General features: G+C 65.8%; 17 protein-coding genes. 8 read left to right on the top strand and 9 right to left on the bottom strand.

Annotated elements, in window-relative coordinates; genetic code table 11:
- Positions 1-86: 86 nt before the first annotated feature.
- Positions 87-2,165, bottom strand: coding sequence for a CocE/NonD family hydrolase (locus tag LGY53_RS37500; protein WP_225731447.1), 2,079 nt, complete (start codon positions 2,163-2,165; stop codon positions 87-89).
- 177 nt (positions 2,166-2,342) lie between these two features.
- On the opposite strand from LGY53_RS37500, the gene LGY53_RS37495 reads away from it, so the two are divergent.
- Together LGY53_RS37495 and LGY53_RS37490 are read left to right on the top strand one after the other, a co-directional pair.
- A complete protein-coding gene (locus tag LGY53_RS37495) occupies positions 2,343-2,954 on the top strand; it encodes a TetR/AcrR family transcriptional regulator (RefSeq protein ID WP_225731446.1) in 612 nt (203 codons plus the stop codon).
- Between the two features lie 183 nt (positions 2,955-3,137).
- Positions 3,138-4,292 (top strand): S1 family peptidase, encoded by a 1,155-nt coding sequence (locus tag LGY53_RS37490; protein ID WP_225731445.1) that lies wholly within the window; start codon positions 3,138-3,140, stop codon positions 4,290-4,292.
- Here the strand turns inward: LGY53_RS37490 and LGY53_RS37485 are convergent.
- Together LGY53_RS37485 and LGY53_RS37480 are read right to left on the bottom strand one after the other, a co-directional pair.
- Positions 4,289-4,843 carry a nitroreductase family deazaflavin-dependent oxidoreductase gene (locus tag LGY53_RS37485; RefSeq protein WP_225731444.1) on the bottom strand — a complete coding sequence of 185 codons (555 nt, stop codon included), beginning with the start codon at positions 4,841-4,843 and terminating at the stop codon, positions 4,289-4,291. The two genes, LGY53_RS37490 and LGY53_RS37485, sit on opposite strands and share 4 nt — an antisense overlap.
- A gap of 68 nt (positions 4,844-4,911) precedes the next feature.
- Positions 4,912-5,316 (bottom strand): DUF6463 family protein, encoded by a 405-nt coding sequence (locus LGY53_RS37480; protein WP_225731443.1) that lies wholly within the window; start codon positions 5,314-5,316, stop codon positions 4,912-4,914.
- 66 nt (positions 5,317-5,382) lie between these two features.
- Here LGY53_RS37480 and LGY53_RS37475 point away from each other — a divergent pair, with 66 nt between their 5' ends.
- The 3 genes from LGY53_RS37475 to LGY53_RS37465 are packed head-to-tail and all read left to right on the top strand — an operon-like array spanning position 5,383 to position 8,066.
- Entirely contained in the window at positions 5,383-5,994 is a 612-nt protein-coding gene (locus tag LGY53_RS37475) for a TetR/AcrR family transcriptional regulator (protein ID WP_225731442.1), read from the top strand.
- A 31-nt stretch (positions 5,995-6,025) separates the two neighbouring features.
- Positions 6,026-6,595, top strand: coding sequence for a TetR/AcrR family transcriptional regulator (locus tag LGY53_RS37470; protein ID WP_225731441.1), 570 nt, complete (start codon positions 6,026-6,028; stop codon positions 6,593-6,595).
- A 1-nt stretch (position 6,596) separates the two neighbouring features.
- A complete protein-coding gene (locus tag LGY53_RS37465; RefSeq protein ID WP_225731440.1) occupies positions 6,597-8,066 on the top strand; it encodes an FAD-dependent monooxygenase in 1,470 nt (489 codons plus the stop codon).
- A gap of 279 nt (positions 8,067-8,345) precedes the next feature.
- Here LGY53_RS37465 and LGY53_RS37460 read toward each other — a convergent pair whose 3' ends face one another.
- The 4 genes from LGY53_RS37460 to msrB form a co-directional block, all read right to left on the bottom strand.
- Positions 8,346-9,284 (bottom strand): neutral zinc metallopeptidase, encoded by a 939-nt coding sequence (locus LGY53_RS37460; protein ID WP_225731439.1) that lies wholly within the window; start codon positions 9,282-9,284, stop codon positions 8,346-8,348.
- Positions 9,281-9,793: a GNAT family N-acetyltransferase gene (locus tag LGY53_RS37455; protein WP_225731438.1), complete on the bottom strand. Its 513-nt coding sequence runs from the start codon at positions 9,791-9,793 to the stop codon at positions 9,281-9,283. The genes LGY53_RS37460 and LGY53_RS37455 overlap by 4 nt, the downstream gene beginning before the upstream one ends.
- A gap of 85 nt (positions 9,794-9,878) precedes the next feature.
- Complete coding sequence (msrA, locus tag LGY53_RS37450) at positions 9,879-10,391, bottom strand: peptide-methionine (S)-S-oxide reductase MsrA (protein ID WP_225731437.1); 513 nt, start codon at positions 10,389-10,391, stop codon at positions 9,879-9,881.
- A gap of 74 nt (positions 10,392-10,465) precedes the next feature.
- Entirely contained in the window at positions 10,466-10,921 is a 456-nt protein-coding gene (msrB, locus tag LGY53_RS37445) for a peptide-methionine (R)-S-oxide reductase MsrB (protein WP_225731436.1), read from the bottom strand.
- 164 nt (positions 10,922-11,085) lie between these two features.
- On the opposite strand from msrB, the gene LGY53_RS37440 reads away from it, so the two are divergent.
- From LGY53_RS37440 to LGY53_RS37430, 3 genes are all read left to right on the top strand, one after another.
- Positions 11,086-12,810, top strand: a complete 1,725-nt coding sequence (locus tag LGY53_RS37440) for a DUF3556 domain-containing protein (protein ID WP_225731435.1) — start codon at positions 11,086-11,088, stop codon at positions 12,808-12,810.
- Between the two features lie 207 nt (positions 12,811-13,017).
- Complete coding sequence (locus LGY53_RS37435; protein ID WP_225731434.1) at positions 13,018-14,463, top strand: amino acid permease; 1,446 nt, start codon at positions 13,018-13,020, stop codon at positions 14,461-14,463.
- A 109-nt stretch (positions 14,464-14,572) separates the two neighbouring features.
- Positions 14,573-15,754: an FAD-dependent monooxygenase gene (locus LGY53_RS37430; protein WP_225731433.1), complete on the top strand. Its 1,182-nt coding sequence runs from the start codon at positions 14,573-14,575 to the stop codon at positions 15,752-15,754.
- Here LGY53_RS37430 and LGY53_RS37425 read toward each other — a convergent pair.
- Positions 15,730-16,644, bottom strand: a complete 915-nt coding sequence (locus LGY53_RS37425) for a D-alanyl-D-alanine carboxypeptidase family protein (protein WP_225731432.1) — start codon at positions 16,642-16,644, stop codon at positions 15,730-15,732. The two genes, LGY53_RS37430 and LGY53_RS37425, sit on opposite strands and share 25 nt — an antisense overlap.
- 104 nt (positions 16,645-16,748) lie before the next feature.
- On the bottom strand, positions 16,749-17,138 hold the full coding sequence (locus LGY53_RS37420; RefSeq protein ID WP_225731431.1) for a class I SAM-dependent methyltransferase: 390 nt from the start codon (positions 17,136-17,138) through the stop codon (positions 16,749-16,751).
- Positions 17,139-17,226: the final 88 nt, after the last annotated feature.

The following is a 17,226-nucleotide window of genomic DNA, read 5'->3' as shown; positions in this document are numbered from 1 at the left end:
GGGCGATAGCCCATTTCGATCGCGCGAATCAAGACAGCGGGAAGGCCCCGCTCGCCGAGTGGGGCCTTCCGTCGCTTTCGGAACGATCAGCTCGGAATATCGCTGTCCAGAGCAATATTCACCCAGCTGGGTGCGTCGGGGTCGAGGCGCAGGTGCTGTGGCTTCAGCTGGCTGTCGGCCAGGATCGGCATGGGCGGTACGCCTTTCGGGAAGTTGCTCGCGTATACGTCGACCCGGAGGCGGTGACCCGGTTGCAGGACGGCGTCAACGGGGGTGAGGGCGATATCCATCGTCACCGGCTCGCCGGGTGAAACCGTCTGGCGGCGTTCGAGTTCCAGGTAGTACGCCGGTTTGGTGTAGTCGCCGTTCGCGGATTTCGCGCTGGCGGCCTCGTTGATCTGGCGCAGTGAGGTCACCAGTTGGCCGGTGGCGATCTCCCGCGACTGTCCGTCCGGCGCGACATCGTTGACGGTGGCGACCCAATATCCGTCGATCGCGTCGAGCACCGTGTTCAGGTGGACGGCGATCGGCCCGGAGATGGTGGTCGGCTCGGTTACCGCCGCGCTGGTGAAGGTGAGGGCGTTGGATTCCCAGATCCGCGAATCCTCGGTGCAGGCAACGACTATCGAGAGGATGCCCGCGAGGATGCGGGCGGTGTCACGGCTGCACACACTGGCCAACCCGGGTGCGACAGTCAGATCACGCACCGAACCCTGCCGGGGCTCCGCCGCGAGACCGCCGTCGTAGAGCGAGGTTTGGGTGGTGCCGGACGGGGTGTCGTTCAGATACATGCGCCGATAGGTGGCCTCGGGGCGGGGGAAGGTGGTGCCGCCGGTGGCCCAGCCGCCGCCCTGCTGTTTGAGGGTGAGCGGGCTGTATTCGTCGATGCCGTTGTCGATTCCCTTGAGCCACTTGTCGAACCATGCCCGCTGCAGCACATCCAAACGCGGTGGCATGCCCGGATGACCGAAGCCGCCGACGCCGGTGCCCGAGTGGTAGCCGTCGCCCATGATGAGTTTCTTCTGGGTCTCGGGCAATGGAATGCCGTTGAACGTATCGGTCGGTGTGGTGCCGAAGATGTCGAACCAGGCGCCCACCATGAAGGTCGGCGTCTTGATATTCGCGACGTTGGTTTTCAGGCCCTTCCGGAATCCGGAGTCGGGGTCCAGGATTGCCCGCGTCTTGGGCGTCAGCTGGCCGACCGACTGCGCCGTGTAGGCGTTGGCCACCACATCCAGCATGGTCGCCGGATCGGCCAAACGATCACGCAGCCACTGCAATTGCTGTGCCGGATCGAATTTGCCCGCGATGACCGACTCCACGTCGGGAGCCATCTTGGCCAGGTTCACGGCGACCAGCCAGAAGGCCAGGAAGCCGATGCCGACTCCGCCGCCGACACCGACGATGTCGTTGATGATGTCGGCGCTGCCCTCGTAGGCGAATACGGCGTCGAGGCCCGGCGGATTCCGGTCCGCGGCCTGTAGAGCGGTGATGGCGGTGAATGAGGTGCCCATTGTCCCCACCTTCCCGCTGGCCCACGGTTGCCGATTGATCCAGTCGATCACCTCGGCGGTGTCCTGCCGCTCCCGTTCGCCGAACACCTGCCACTGGCCCTGTGAAGTTCCCGTTCCACGCAGGTCCACCTGCACCAGGGTGTAGCCCGCTTTGGCCAGGTCGAAGTCCTGGATCGCCGCTTGGATAGCGCCGGAATCCAATTGTCTTGTGATGTCGGTGATTCCGTCCAGGCCGCTGCCCGGGAAGTTCAGTGACGCCAGCCACGGTAGCAGCACGCTTTCGATGCCAGGAATGTGCAGCAGCACCTGGGCCAAGTTCATGGCGACCTTGCCGTACCCCTGCATTTGCAGGATGACCGGCGTTTTCTCCTGTGCCACTTGGTTTCCGCGCGCCGGGTGGATGATATCGGCCTTCAGTACGGTTCCGTCGTCCATGGTGATGGGCACCGCCAGGTCCGCGCTGATATCCGGATACGGTTGCGCCCCATCGACCGCCGCCCGCCAGGCCGCCGCGTACTGTCCGCCGTCGATGCCGGTGAACCCGCCGTCCGCCCGTGCGGTCGGCGTCATCGACGGCGTGACGACCACCGCCGCGACCACCGCCGCAAAAACCTTGGGGGCCTGCCACTTTGCTCGATATCCCGCCCTCATCCCGACCTACTCCCTTGTATGACCCGCATCAGGTGGTGTTGCCGCGCCGTTAATTACCGGCGAGTAGGGAATGTAGCCGCTCTCACATCGGGCTGACAAGATTTCGACCACTCGAAATATTTGTTGCCGCGTCCGGTAGTGTTCCAAGGCATCCGATCGACCAGGAGGGAACACGCGGTGGCGACCCCACGGCGCACACAGGCACAACGCCGCGCCGACACCGAGGCGAAACTCATCGAGGCCACCATCGGCTCGATCGTCGAAATCGGTTATGGCCGAACCACGGTCAAGGAGATCTGCCGCCGGGCCGGTATCTCGCACGGTGGACTCTTCGGCCGCTTCGAGACGCTGTTCGATCTGGTCGTCGCCGCGGCCGTCGAAGTGGGCCGCCGCCAGATCGAAAGCTTCACAACCGGTTTGGCGCGGTTGACCGATCCGGAAGATCTGGGTGCGGTGCTGGAACTACTGCGCGACAACGCGCGCAAACCGATCAACGTCGTCTGGATCGAGCTCACCATCGCGGCCCGCACCGACCCGGTGCTGCGCGCCAAACTCGCTCCGGTGCGGGCGGAGTACGGCGTGGCCATCGCGGCGGCCGCCGAACGGATCCCGGTCCTGCGTTCCATCCCGGCGGAGGTCGTCCCGTACCTGGGTGCGATCGTCCTGCAGCGTTTCGATGGCGACGCCATCGCCGATGCCGCATATCCGGAACCCGAACACGACGGGCCATCGCTGCGGGTGTTCACCGCGGTGCTGGACGGTTATCTGCGATCCCTGAGCGGTTCTTGACACTCGTCATGTGAATTCCGTCGGGCTCCAATAGAACCCGTACCGGCGGGCGCGACGCGCGATGGATGGTGGGATCGTTGTCCGGCGCGTCGGCTATTGCTATTTTGCCCACGATATCTGTCATCGATCGTTGGTATCGAGCCTGCTTTTGCCGTATGTGACCGCGAAAGGGCTATGCCGGAAATGGCCTCGACGATACGTGGATTTGTCCTGCTATCGAGCTGTGCGCTGCTGGTCGCGCTCGGCGCGGATCCGGTTCCGGCGGTGGCCGCGACGCCGGGTGCGGTTTTTCCGATCGCGCTGGCGCGGGCGCTGTCCAAGGATCTCGGGCTCACCCCCGCGCAATTCGTGCATCGCGCGAATACGGCGCGGCGACTGGCGGCCTTCGAGAAATCCGTGCGCCGCGTATACCCGTCGGTCATCCGTGGTGTTCGTCTCGATCGCACCGGACGCCCGATCGTCGCGCTGGCCGCCGACCCGATCGCCGGTGCGATACGCGCAGCCGCCGAATACGTCGGCTTCACCGTCGAAAACGGTGATCAGGCGACCCTTGTCGATGCGGAATCCGGTACCCCCGACGCGATTGTGGGCACCGAGTTGTCCAACCCGGCGGCCGCAGGTCTCGACGTCGTCGGCGGGACCTGGTTGTACACCGTGCGCGGCGGGATTTCCCGTTTCTGCCGAACGGGATTCAACGCCACCGATATCGATGGCAATACCGTCAATATCACCAGCGCCCATTGCGACCGGACCCAGCCGAATCCGCCGAGCGGCCTTGCCATTCCGGTGCCGCAGCCACCCGATTCGGATGCGAATGTGGTTCGGATAATGCCGAACGCCCTGCCGCGATTCCTCGCCTCCCCGCTCGGTTCGCGGGTCGGAATTCTGCGTACCCCGCCGCTCGATGTGCGTCTCGACTACGGGATCGTGCGGATCGATGATTCGGTCAAGGGCCGCTTCCAGAACAATCTCGTCGGACTGGACAGGGGCGCGTCCGTCGCCATAGATGGCGTGACAGACCCCGTAGTGGGCGCGCCGGTCTGTAAAGTCAACTCGCCCATGGGCTTTGCCTGCGGGACGGTGACGGCGGTGGATATAGATGAAATCGATGGGAAGAAGTTCGACGAAAAGAACTTCAACACATTCGGGCGAATATTCGAACATATAGCCGTGGCGGAGATCGATCCGGGCTCACTCCCCGGCGACGCGGGCACACCACTATTCAGCGGAACCAAAGCGCTGGGCATCGACCTGGCGGTGGTCGGCGGCAAGGTCTTCTTCCAGCCGATCCGCTCGATCCTCGACGCGAATCCGGGCCTCACCCTGCGCACCGGCTAGATTCGGCGCATATCCACCACGAGCGGGGTGCCACCCGCGAACCAAGCGCGGTGCAACTCCAGGATTTTGGTGCGAGTCGGGATGCCGCGGCGATGGAAGGCGTTCTCCGCGTAGTCGATTGGATGGACCGTCTCGCAGAGGGCGGCGTAGGCGGCGGTGCGTTCGGCGCCATCGCGCGGATCGCGCGCGATACCGGCGAAGGTGCCGCCGCGGACCCGGAGAGTCACCCTTGGGTCGGCGCGAATGTTCTTCAGCCACAAGGCATTCTCCCCGCCGATCGACACCATGTAGGCCTTGTCGCCTCGCTGCATCGCCTTGACGAACGTTCTGCGGGGTTTACCGCTTTTGCGGCCGGTCGTGGTGAGAATGCCCATGCCGTGCGGAAACCGAATTGCAAACCAGACGGTGTGCAGAGCGTGCAGCGGCCGGGTGATCCGTCGAGTGTCACGCAGCGTCGGCGGCCCACCGCGACGGCGGATTCGCTCGGGGACGTAATTGCCGTCGCGGTATCGGAGCGAATCGGGAATGTGGCCGATCACCGGTTCGTCCATGGTGTCCCCTTGTGCGCAAACGCAATCCACTACATCAGAGCACAGGGGCGCTCGACGCGGCAATCCCGCTACGTTGCGCTGGTCCGGGGCGTGCGCGCGGCGCGGCGGGCCGCGATCAGGAGCAGGATTTGCGCGATGAGGCCGAGTGCCCACGGTGTCGGGAAGAGGATGACCGCGTCGAGCACGGTCGAGATCCCCAATATCCATGCGATGAACGGTGGTGGGGTGATTCCGCGCCGATCCAGCCACAAGACGATCAGGCCGATCACGATCATGGGTGGGCCGAAGCTTTCCAGGGAGAACCAGAAGGCGCTGCCCGCCTGGCTCATCGGCAGGAATCCGTCCCGCGCCTCCCGCCACAGCCCACCGCTGAACCAGGTGCCCGCGTAGCGCGCGGCGTGGTCGATTGTCAGGGCTCCGATGGTGTGCGCGGCGCCGAGCACCACTAAAAGCCACCCTGCGGTCTTGATCATGTGAACTCCATATGGTTATACGGGACTGTATAACGCAAGGTTAAACCCGTTATACAGAGCTGTACAATGGCTTGGGAGAGTGAGGTGGGCGACACGATGGGCGCATTGCGCACACCACGTGAGGTGTGGGTGGAGGCCGGACTGCGGGCGCTGGCGGAGGGTGGTGTGGATGCGGTACGCGTCGACGTTCTTGCCAAAACGCTCGGCGTCACCAGGGGCGGGTTCTACGGCTACTTCGCCAATCGTGACGCGCTGCTGACCGCGATGCTCGATACCTGGGAGCGGGAGAGCGTCGACGATGTACTCGAGCGGGTCGAACAAGAAGGCGGTGACGCGCTGGACAAGATGCGGCTGGCCGGGCGGCTCACCTTCGAGAGCGATCGGTTGCTGCCGATCGATCTGGCGGTTCGCGACTGGGCCCGCCGCGATCCGGCCGTCGCCGAACGCCTGCGCCGCGTAGACAATCGGCGGATGCGGCTGTCCCGCGAGGCGATCGGCTCCTTCTGCTCCGACCCCGATGAGATCGAGGCCCGCAGCCTGCTCGCCTTCTGTATGGCCATCGGCAGTCATTTCCTGGCCGCCGACCATCCCGGCCGTACCCGGGATCAGATCATGGCCCGCGCGAGCGGCATCATTTTCGACCGCGTCCACGAGGATCCGGCGACCGAAAAGGCTTGAACGGTACGAAACAGTTTCGTACACTTCGGTAGTGGTTCGAGGACAGCAACGGGTAGACGCGATACTGGCGGCCGCGCTCGATCTGCTCGCCGAGCGCGGATATGCCGCGCTCACCATGGATTCGGTGGCCGAGCGGGCCAAGGCCAGCAAGGCGACCATCTATCGGCGGTGGCGCAATAAGGCGGAGCTGGTCAAGGCGGCCATGGACGCGTACGACGCCGACCACAACGCCGCCATCCCGGACACCGGCGCCTTGCGCGGTGACCTGGTCGCGGTGGTGGAGGCGTTGGGCGCCAAGAGTTCCGAGCGCTATCTCACGATGGTCGGCGGACTCGCCGCCGCCATGCGGCACGACGCGGAACTGGCCGCCGCGCTGCGCGAGCATATCGAGAGCGAGGAGCTGTCGCCGTTCCACGAGGCGCTGCGGCGCGCGGTCGCCAGGGGCGACCTGCCCGCGGACACCGATTTCGAGCTGGTACACGACGTGGCCGAGGCGATGATCCTGCGCCAGTTGCAGATCGGCGCCGGCTTCGGCGCGGCGTTCACCACCCGCCTCGTCGACGATGTGCTGCTCGCCCTACTCCATTACGAAGGACAATGAGATGACCGTGCTGATCGTCGGCGCCGGGCCGACCGGGCTCACCCTGGCCTGCGACCTGGCCAGACGGGGTGTGCCCCACCGAATCGTGGACAGGGCGGCCGAACCGTTCATCGGTTCGCGCGCAAAGGGTTTGCAGGCGCGGACCATGGAGGTGTTCGACGATCTCGGCATCATCGACCGGATACTCGACGGCGGCGAAACCTTCCCGAAATTCCGCCTGTACCAGGGGTATACGGTGGTTTGGGAGCGGACCGTCGACGAATTGCTCGGTGTGCCGGCACGATCGGCGTCACCGTCGATTCCGTATCCCGGTCCGTGGCTCATCCCGCAGTGGCGGACCGAGCGGATCCTGCGCGACCGGCTCGCCGAATTCGGTGGGGGAGTCGAGTGGAATACCGAAATCACCGGCCTCACACAGGATTCCGACGGCGTAAGGCTGCACACCGGCGATGGGAGCCTGCGCGCCGACTATGTGGTCGCGGCCGACGGCGGACGCAGCACCCTCCGCAAGGCGCTCGGCGTCGGCTTCGAGGGTGACACCTTCGACACCGAGCGCACCCTGATCGGCGATGTGCGCGCCGACGGCCTGGACGGCAGGCGCTGCCATCTGCTGACGGGCGGAGGCGATGTCGGCGAACGGTTTTCGCTGTGGAACCTGCCGGGCAGCGACTACTACCAGTTCGTCGCGACGGTGCCCGCCGAGCGCACGCCCGAACTCACCCTCGACGCGGTCCGCCAATTGTGCCGGGATCGCTCCAGCCGTACCGATATTCACCTGCATGACCTGCGCTGGATCTCGCTGTACAAGGTGAATGTTCGTATGGTCGACCGCTTCCGGGTCGGAAGAGTGTTCCTGGCCGGCGACGCCGCGCACGTGCATTCCTCGGCGGGCGGCCAGGGTCTGAATACCGGTGTGCAGGACGCGTACAACCTCGGCTGGAAGCTCGCCGCCGTCCTGGACGGCGCGGATCCGGCGCTGCTGGAAACCTATGCGGCCGAACGGATGCCGGTGGCGGCGCAGGTGCTCGGGCTGAGCACGCTGCTGCATCACCAGGACTTCCGCGGCGGCGATTCCGCGCCGTCGATCGATCAGCTCGATATCACCTACCGGCACGGTCCACTGGCGCTCGACGATCGCGAGGCGCCCGGACCGCTGCGGGCGGGTGATCGCGCCCCGGACGGCGTATTGTCTTCGGGGAAGCGGCTTTTCGATCTTTTCCGGGGTGCGCACGCGACGGTGCTCGCATTCGGCGCCGCCGTCGAGGACTTCGGCGTTCCCACGGTGGCGGCCGAGGGTTACGACGTCGCCTCCGGCACATACGTGCTGGTCCGTCCGGACGGGTACATCGGGGCGATCAGCGAATCCGCCGCGGCGATCAGGAAATATCTGGCGGCGACGGTCCTACCTTCGGAACCGCGCCCGGCGTCGTTCGACGCCGCGAACATCGGGGGGCGGCGCCCCGGGTGGTGACTCGCGGGTAGGTATCGGGAACGTGAGCCCCCGGCGTTCCCGTTCCCGCAACAGCCACCAGCGCATGCCGCACGCGTCCTGAGTATCGCCGCCTTCCTTTTCGACACAATCCCAGTGTCCCGACAGCCAGACCTCGATCTCGGCATCGAAGAGCGGCTGGGCCAAAGACGCAGGCGGGATATGCCTGCGCTCGCTCTTGCCACCCATGAACCGATATCCAACTCGCCCATGGCCCACGACGCAAACATGTTGCGTCATCCCGGATTACCGGGCGTGGCGCTATTCGAGCCAGGCCGCGCTGCGAGCCGCCCACGGATTGCACTCGTACAGGGATGGCTGTGCGGGTGTCGACGGATTGTCGGCGGGGTGTTCGCCCCAACCGAACCAGTTGGCCACATTCTTGCTGGTGCCGTGCCAGCGGCGTTCGCCGGGACGGTCACCGGCGCCGCTGTTGTTGTCGTAGGCCTGATCCGCCATGGCCTTGCTGACCGAGCCGCGCCCGGTGCTGGTGCCGTAGAACATTCCGGAGAAGCACCATGCCTGCAGCTCGAGACGGCGGTTCAGCAGATCGGTGTCCGCGCCCGCCCAGTTGAGCGCGTTGCCGCGCGCCTGAAACGCGTTGAAGATTCCGGTCAACTGCTGAATATGGTGGCCGTACTCGTGGGACAGCACCGCGAGCGCGTATCCGGCGCCGTTGCGGCTGATGGGTTGCATGGTGTCGAACGGCATGACGATCGTCTGGTCGCGGGGGCAGTAGAACGCCTCGCGGCCGGTCCCGTTGTGCCCGCATCCGCCGTCGTACTGCGCGGAGCGGGCGCCCGCCCAGAGCTTCGGCCCGGTGAATTCGATACCGAATCCGGTCAGCGTTGACCGCCATGCCGAGTTGTGGCATTCGATCGCGGCCCGGTAGAACGCCTCGGCCGCCGCCGGATCGGCACTCCACGCGGGCAGCTGACAGTTCACCCCGGAGATCCCGACGCCCTGCCGCCGCAGCACCGGATTGGCTCCGAGGTCGGGATCCGACTCGACCGGACCCGATGTGTTCGGCACATGCGTCGAGGGCTTGGCCGGGGTACTGGATGCGGAACTGGTCGGTCTCGTGCTCGTGGCCGCGGCGGGAGCGCGATACGCGACCTGATCACCCGAATCCTTGGACCCACAACCACATACCGCGGCACCGACCACCGCGGCGACGATGGCGATTCGTACCAGTCTCACAGCCGCGCCTCCGACAGACGCAGCGCGAGCAACATGCCGGGCCACTCGCCGACGGTGAATTCCTGTACCCGGGAAAATCCGTAATTCTCATAGACTTTCACCAGTTCGCCGCCGCCACCGGCATAGCAGTCGACCCGGATGAGATCGATTCCGCGCTGTGCGGCTTCGGTTTTCGCGCGATCGATCAGCGTGGCTCCGAGGCCGCGGTGGCGCCGGGAGGTGAGCAACAGGTTGACGTAGAGTTCGCGCTCGTCCACCGCGGGCACGTAATCCTGCGGGGTTTCGGTGACGACCAGGACACCGACGACCGAGCCGTCGCCGTCCTCCATGATGCGCATCCCGCCGCTCTCGGCATTCCTGCGTATCTTGGCCTCCCGGCGTTCGTTGCCGGTCCACGGGCTGGTGCCCCACTGCCGGGTGTTGCCGCGCGCGTTCATCCAGACAACGGCCTCGTCACCGAGCGCCAATACCGCCGGGATATCCCCCGGTCCACCGTCGCGAATTCGCATACCGTCCTCCCCGGACCGAATAGTTCCGTCCGGCAAGAGCATACGAGACGGTCGCGCCACCCGGGACCGGGTGGCGCGGCGTCGTTCACCGAGTGGTCTGCCGCTTCGGCAGTTTCCAGCCCGGGCGCGGGAAGTGACAGGTGTATCCGTCGGGGTAGCGCTGCAGGTAGTCCTGGTGTTCGGGCTCGGCCTCCCAGAACGTGCTCGCCGGGGTCACCTCGGTGACCACCTTGCCCGGCCACAGGCCGGAATCCTCGACATCGACAATGGTGTCCAGCGCGACCCGCTTCTGCTCGTCATCGAGGTAGAAGATGGCCGAACGGTAGCTGGTGCCGATATCGTTGCCCTGCCGGTCCTTCGTCGTCGGATCGTGGATCTGGAAGAAGAACTCCAGCAGCGCCCGGTAGTCGGTGCGCGCCGGATCGTAGACGATCTCGACGGCCTCGGCGTGGCCCGGATGGTTGCGGTACGTCGGGTGATCGTTGCGGCCACCGGTGTAACCGACCCGCGTCGAAAGCACCCCGGGCTGTTTGCGGATCAGCTCCTCCATACCCCAGAAGCAGCCGCCCGCGAGAATCGCCGTGCGCGTGTCGGTCACGTCGCGTCCTCGCTGGCGCTCGGCCGCGCCGCGACCGCGAGGTGCTGTGCCCATGGTTCCCTCGCTTCGCTCGGTCACAGGTCCTCCTTCGTGAACAGGGTTCGGTACTGCGCGTAGCCTTCCGCCTCGAGGTCGTCGAGGTGGATGAACCGCAGCGCCGCCGAATTGATGCAGTATCGCAGGCCGCCCTCGGCGCACGGCCCGTCGGGGAATACGTGCCCGAGGTGGCTGTCGCCGTGCGCGGAACGCACCTCGGTGCGGATCATGAGATGGCTGAAATCCCGTTTCTCCACCACATTCCCGGTGTCGATCGGCTTGGTGAAGCTCGGCCAGCCCGAGCCGCTGTCGAATTTGTCGACCGAGGCGAACAACGGCTCACCGGACACCACATCCACATAGATACCCGGCTCGTGGTTGTCCCAGTACTCGCCCGTGAACGGCCGCTCCGTCCCGTTCTCCTGGGTGACGTGGTACTGCTCGGGCGAAAGCGCCGCCACCGCGGCGGGGTTGCGGTTGTATTCCTGTGCCACATGACCTCCTCATATCGGCACCCGGTACAACCAGTGCGCGGGTGCGGAAAGTTCCTGCGCGACCCTGGCGTCACACTTCGTTCACAACTCACTGGCCGGGACCGCTGATTGACAGCCCCCGGACCGCGTGTCACCGTGACGAAACCCAGGGATGACGGAACGCGATGAGATTTCTTCAACCGGAACTACCCGCCGTCGATATGGCGGAATGGAGTGGCGGCACGCGCGCCGCCCGCATCCGGCAGATGGCCCGGTACTGGGCGGAGGCCGGGTTCGGGACGCCGGTCGCACTGCATCTGCTCTATGTCGCGAAGATCGGCGGGTATCTGCTGGTCGGTTGGCTGATTGCCTTGTCCACCAACGGTATCCGCGGTCTCGGCGACTGGTCGGAGCCGATCGTCTTCCAGAAGGCGGTGCTGTACACGCTGCTGTTCGAGGTGATCGGCCTCGGCTGCGGTTTCGGCCCGTTGAACAACAGGTATTTCCCGCCGTTCGGCTCGATACTGTATTGGTTGCGGCCCAAGACGATTCGGCTGCCGCCGTGGCCGCGTCTGATCCCGCTGACGAAGGGTGACGACCGAACGCCCGTCGATATCGCTTTGTACGCGGCGCTTTTGGTGACGACCACGCTGACGCTCTTCTCCGACGGCACCGGCCCGGTGCCCGAATTGCACACCACGATCGGCCTGCTGCCCACGTGGCGGGTCGCGGTGATTCTCGGCCTGCTGGCGCTGATCGGCCTGCGCGACAAGGTGATATTCCTGGCCGCGCGCGGCGAGGTATACGCGACATTGGCGGTGACCTTCCTGTTCGGCGCGGATTTCCTGGTCGCCGCGAAGGTGGTTTTCCTGGTGATCTGGCTGGGCGCCGCGCTGTCGAAGCTGAATCGGCACTTCCCGTTCGTCATCGCGACGATGATGTCGAACAGTCCGCTCATCCGGCAAAAATCGTTGAAGCGCAAGTTCTTCGAGAGATTTCCGGACGACCTGCGGCCCGGCGCGCCGTCGCGGATCATCGCGCACACCGCGACCGCGATCGAACTCCTGGTTCCAATCGCGTTGTTCTGCACGTACGGTGGTGTGCCGACAGCGGTGGCCGCGGCGCTGCTGATCGGATTCCACCTGGCGATACTGTCGGCGATTCCGATGGGCGCGCCGCTGGAGTGGAACGTCTTCATGATCTTCGGCGTGCTCACCCTGTTCGTCGCGCACGCCGATCGCGGGCTCGGCGACCTGCGCCATCCGGTTCCGGTGGCGCTGCTCTTCCTCGTGCTCGCGAGCATCGTCATCGCCGGAAACCTGTTCCCGCGCAAGGTTTCCTTCCTGCCGGGCATGCGCTACTACGCGGGGAACTGGGACACCACGATGTGGTGCGTCGCACCATCGGCCGCGGCGAAGATCGGCGCGCACGTCGTCGCGCTCGCGACTATGCCGCAGGCTCAACTGGAGCGGTTCTACGGCAAGGACCGCGGCCAGTTGTCGATGTATCTCGGTTACGCGTTCCGCGCCATGAACACCCACGGCCGGGCGCTGTTCACGCTGGTGCACCGGGCCATGGCCGACGGCGACGAAGCCGATTACACGCTCACCGACGGCGAGCGGATCTGCGCCACCGCGCTCGGCTGGAATTTCGGCGACGGCCACCTGCACAGCGAGCAGCTCATCGCGGCGCTGCACCGGCGCTGCCGCTTCGAACCCGGCGAGGTCCGCATCGTCGCGCTCGACGCCCAGCCGATCCAGCGGGGCATACAGCGGTATCGCCTCATCGACGCGGCGACCGGCGAATTCGAGCGCGGATTCGTCGAGGTAGCCGACATGGTGACGCGCCAGCCGTGGGCCGACGACGTGCCGGTGCACATCACCGGCGGGCCCGGATTGACCAAGTCGTGACGTCGCGATGACACGCCGATGACCTGCGCGGGGACAACATATGCCATGGTGACGCGCACGATTGTCCGATCGGCCAAGTGCCGCCGCACTTTATTTAGCCAATTCGCTGATCACAGCGTGTTTGTGGTCGTATTAGCTTCTTGCGGCTACACAGTATGACCTGCGTTACGCATTGTCGCGTGACGCGGAGGACGGAGAGGATGCCCCATGTCCATTGCGGAGTTGCGCGGCCAAATGCTGCGCCGCAAACCCATCGGGCAGATCGAGGACGACGACACGCCGGCGGATGAACGGCTGTCGAAGCAACTCGGTCTGTGGCAGCTGACCGCCATCGGCGTCGGCGGCATCATCGGCGCGGGCATTTTCACCCTCGCCGGTTCCGTCGCGCACAAGGTCACCGGCCCGGCGGTGCTCATCTCGTTCCTGATCGCGGGCGTCGCGAGCGCCTGCGCCGCGCTGTGTTATGCCGAGTTCACCGGCATGGTGCCGAAGGCGGGTTCGGCCTACACCTACGGCTATGTGTCGCTGGGGGAGATCGCGGGCTGGTTCATCGGCTGGGATCTGCTGCTCGAATACGTCGCGGTGGCGGCGGTGGTCGCGATCGGCGTATCCGGCTACTTCGGCTTCCTGCTCGATCAGGTGGGCATCCACCTACCGAACTGGATGCTCGGCGCGTTCGGCACCGGTGACGGTCACAAGATCGACGTGTTCGCGATGCTGTTCTGCCTCGGCACGGCGTGGTTGCTCTCCCGTGGCATCCGCAGCGTCGGCCGGTTCGAGATCGTCGCGGTCGCCATCAAGGTCGCGCTGGTGTTGCTGATCATCGTGCTCGGCGTCTTCAAGATCAACAGCGCGAACTATCACCCGTACTTCCCATTCGGCGCCAACGCGGTGTGGACCGGTGCGGCCACCGTCTTCTTCGCGGTATTCGGCTACGACGCGATGAGCACCGCCGCCGAGGAATCCACCGAGGCCAAAAAGCAGCTGCCGAAGGCCATCATCTACTCGCTCAGCATCGCCATGGTGCTGTACGTGCTGGCCACGCTGGTGCTGACCGGTATGCAGAACTACAAGGACATCGACCCGAACGGCGGCTTCTCGCACGCCTTCAAATCCGTCGGCATGAACGGCATCGCCAACGTCATCGCCGTCGGGGCCATCGTCGGCATCATCACCGTCGTGCTCACCTTCATGCTCGGCGTCACCCGTGTCTGGTACGCGATGAGCCGCGACGGCCTGCTGCCGGAATGGTTCGCCAAGACCCACCCGCAGCGCAAGGTGCCGACCCGCGTCACCTGGATCGTCGGCGTCGGCTCGGCGATCCTGGCCGGCCTGCTGCCCATCAACACCGTCGCCGAACTCACCAATATCGGCATCCTGATGGCGTTCATCGTGGTGAGCATCGCGGTGATCGTGCTGCGCTACACCCGGCCCGACGAGCCGCGCACCTTCCGGCTGCCGCTGATGCCGGTGGTTCCGGTGGTCGGCATCGGCTTCTCGGTGTACCTGATCTGGTCGCTGCCGTGGCAGACCTGGGTGCGCTTCGCGGTCTGGCTGGTCGTCGGCCTGATCATCTACTTCGCCTACTCCCGAACGCATTCCAAGCTGCAGGGGGCGGATCCCGTGACCTCGGTGCACACCCCCGTCGCGTAACGGGTCACGAAACGCCTTGCGGGACTGCCCGATCCGATGAGGGGTCGGGCAGTCCCGCAGGGTTGCATTAGGATTCGTCGTAGTTGGGGAATCTCTGAGGCGGTACGGGGTGGACGGAAGTCGAGTCGGCATCATCGGGGGCAGCATCGCCGGATGCGCCGCCGCCGTCGTATTGCGGCGAGCGGGTTGCGATGTCACGGTTTTCGAGCGGAGTTCGGGACGGCTGCGTGATCGCGGACACGGCGTCGGGCTGTCGGCCGAGGTCCGCGCCGAGCTGGCGGCGGCGGATCTGATCGACGCCGACCTGCCCGCACATTCGATCACCCAGCGCTCGTGGTACGTCCGCGACGGGGACGCCCCGCTCGGCCGGCTGCTGTGGGAGCAGTCGTTCACCACGGTCGTGCACAACTGGGGCATGCTGTGGGCGAACCTGCGAAAGCGCGTCGCCGACAACGACTATCGCGACGGCGTACCGGTGACCCGCATCGAGCCCGCCGCCGACTCGGTCACGCTGCGCCGCGGTGACGGGAGGGCCGAACGGTTCGATATCGTCTTCGGCGCGGATGGCTACGGGTCGGCGGTGCGCGCGCTGGTCGACCCGGCGGCGACGGTCGAGAATTCCGGCTATGTGGTGTGGCGGGGCGGGTATTCGGTCACCGAACTTCCGCAACCGGTGCCCGACGCGCTGCACGACCAGATCGTGACCGTTGCCTACACCGGCGGGCACTGCCTCATCATGATCACCCCCGATCCGCGACCCGGTGTTCTGCGGGTCTATTGGGGTCTGTACCACAAACCGGCGCAACCGTTTTCATCCGATACCGACGAGGCGCCCGGCGATTCGCTGCCCGGATTGGACGCGGTGCTGTCCGCCGATTTTCCGCCGTATTGGGCCGAGGTGATAGCCAAGACCAGCCCGGCGAGCACGGTTGTCCATCCGGTTGTCGATATCCGCGGTTCGAGCTATGTCGCGCATCGGCTGGCGCTGATCGGCGACGCGGGCACGGTCGCACGGCCGCATACCGGCAGCGGCGCGGTCAAGGCCGTGCAGGACGCGCTGACGCTGGGCCGCCTGTGTCGCGAGCACGAGAACTGGGCAGACCTGCTCGCCGCATACGACGCGCAACGATGTCCGGCCGGCACGGCGCTGGTGGAACTCGGCAGGCGCCTCGGGCAGGCTCAGGTCACCGAGACTCCGCCGTGGTCCGCCATGACTCCGGACGACTTCACGGAGTGGATTCGGTCGGTGCTCGCGGGCCGTCGCCTCTACCTGTACGAAGGCGGCGAGTAGCCGATCGGCAGTGCGCTGAGGATCGGGCCGAAACCCCAGTTCAGCATGTGCACGGCATCATCCTCGGCGACGGTTTCGCTATCCGGTGAGCTGTGCAGCACCACACCGATCAGCGGCTGCCCCGCCCTGACTGCCTCGAACAACAGGCAGGTGCCCGCGGCGTCGGTGGATCCGGTTTTGATGCCTGCGGTGCCGGGATAGTCGTGCAGCAGCAGGTTCGTGGTCTGCCAGACGTGATCGCGATTATTCGGTCCCGCGGGCAGGTGATAATTCTGCGATCGCACGATATCGCGGAAGATCGGCAGGCTCATCGCGCGCAAACCGAGCCGCACCAGATCCGCCGGCGTGGAATAGGTGGAAAAGTCGCTCGGATTGGGCAGGCCGCTGGGATCGGTGAAATGCGTTCCCGCCAGGCCGAGTTGACGCGCGGTGTCGTTCATCTTGTCGATGAAACCGGCTTGGCCGGGCCCGTACGCCTCGGCAAGAGCGTATGCGGCGTCGCAGCCGGACGGCAGCAGCAGCGCGTACAGCAGCTGCCGGGCGGTGAGCACCTCACCGGGAGCCAGGCCCGCCGTGCTCGCGCCGTACTTGTTGTCGTAGGCGATGATCGCCTGCGGCACCGTGATATTCCGGTCGAGGTCGCCCGCGCCGATCACCACCAGCGCCGTCATCACCTTGGTAATGCTGCCGATCGGGGCCGGACTGTCCGGCTGCCGGGACCAGCGCACCGCGCCGGTGTTTCCGTCCGCCAATTCCGCCAGCGGCGCCTGCACGCCCAGCGGTTCGGGCGACGGCCAGAAGGGCAGGTGGGTATCTGCGGAACTCGGGGCGGGCGTCACGAGCAGTGCTCCGGCGACGGCGCTCAGCATCAATCCGGCAAATGACCGCATCGGCATATTGTGCCGGGTAACTGGGATGAACAACGGGATTTCGCGGCGTGCCGCTGTTTTACGTGGCTATGAACTGGCAATCGGACTGCTCGCGGGTCGTGTCATCAATGGTCCGTAATCGGTTGTGTCGGATCGGGTTTCACCGCCCAGAACAGCGTGTGGCCGACCGCGCCCTCGGGGACGAATTCCGCGCGCCGGGCCTCGAGGCCCGCCTGGGCGAGCCAGGTTCGGTAGGTGGTGGCGTCGGCATGGCTCCACCACATGGTCTGTCCGGCACCGAGCCAGTTGTCGTCGGTGCCGGTCCAGGCCCGGTGGCCGGTGGTGAGAACGAACAGGCCCCGCGGGCGCAGCCAGCGGGCGACCTTGGTCAGCAATGGGAGCTGTTCGTCGAGCGGCATGTGGATGAGCGCGTAGAGGCAGATCACCGCGTCGAACGAGGCCGGTTCGAAGTCGACGGCGGCGGCGTCGGCACGGATGAACTCGGCCGTCGGCACGAGTCGGCGGGCTAGTGTTCTGCGCCTGAAATTCGTTGCCTAATTATAGGATTCGGCGGTGGTGAGGACTGGTAGGCCGAGGTCGGGT

This window comes from Nocardia sp. JCM 34519.1 (genome assembly GCF_020361265.1).
GTDB lineage: Bacteria > Actinomycetota > Actinomycetes > Mycobacteriales > Mycobacteriaceae > Nocardia > Nocardia arthritidis_A.
The sequence above is the reverse complement of the archived record's forward strand: the minus strand, read 5'-3'. Positions and strand labels throughout refer to the sequence as shown.

Excerpts from the sequence above, each read along its gene's own strand:
- LGY53_RS37480 (WP_225731443.1), bottom strand. The coding sequence starts at position 5,316 with ATGATCAAGACCGCAGGGTGGCTTTTAGTGGTGCTCGGCGCCGCGCAC.
- LGY53_RS37500 (WP_225731447.1), bottom strand. The coding sequence starts at position 2,165 with ATGAGGGCGGGATATCGAGCAAAGTGGCAGGCCCCCAAGGTTTTTGCG.
- LGY53_RS37490 (WP_225731445.1), top strand. The coding sequence starts at position 3,138 with ATGGCCTCGACGATACGTGGATTTGTCCTGCTATCGAGCTGTGCGCTG.
- LGY53_RS37485 (WP_225731444.1), bottom strand. The coding sequence starts at position 4,843 with ATGGACGAACCGGTGATCGGCCACATTCCCGATTCGCTCCGATACCGC.
- LGY53_RS37425 (WP_225731432.1), bottom strand. The coding sequence starts at position 16,644 with ATGCGGTCATTTGCCGGATTGATGCTGAGCGCCGTCGCCGGAGCACTG.
- LGY53_RS37440 (WP_225731435.1), top strand. The coding sequence starts at position 11,086 with ATGAGATTTCTTCAACCGGAACTACCCGCCGTCGATATGGCGGAATGG.
- LGY53_RS37435 (WP_225731434.1), top strand. The coding sequence starts at position 13,018 with ATGTCCATTGCGGAGTTGCGCGGCCAAATGCTGCGCCGCAAACCCATC.
- LGY53_RS37455 (WP_225731438.1), bottom strand. The coding sequence starts at position 9,793 with ATGCGAATTCGCGACGGTGGACCGGGGGATATCCCGGCGGTATTGGCG.
- LGY53_RS37465 (WP_225731440.1), top strand. The coding sequence starts at position 6,597 with ATGACCGTGCTGATCGTCGGCGCCGGGCCGACCGGGCTCACCCTGGCC.
- LGY53_RS37475 (WP_225731442.1), top strand. The coding sequence starts at position 5,383 with ATGGCTTGGGAGAGTGAGGTGGGCGACACGATGGGCGCATTGCGCACA.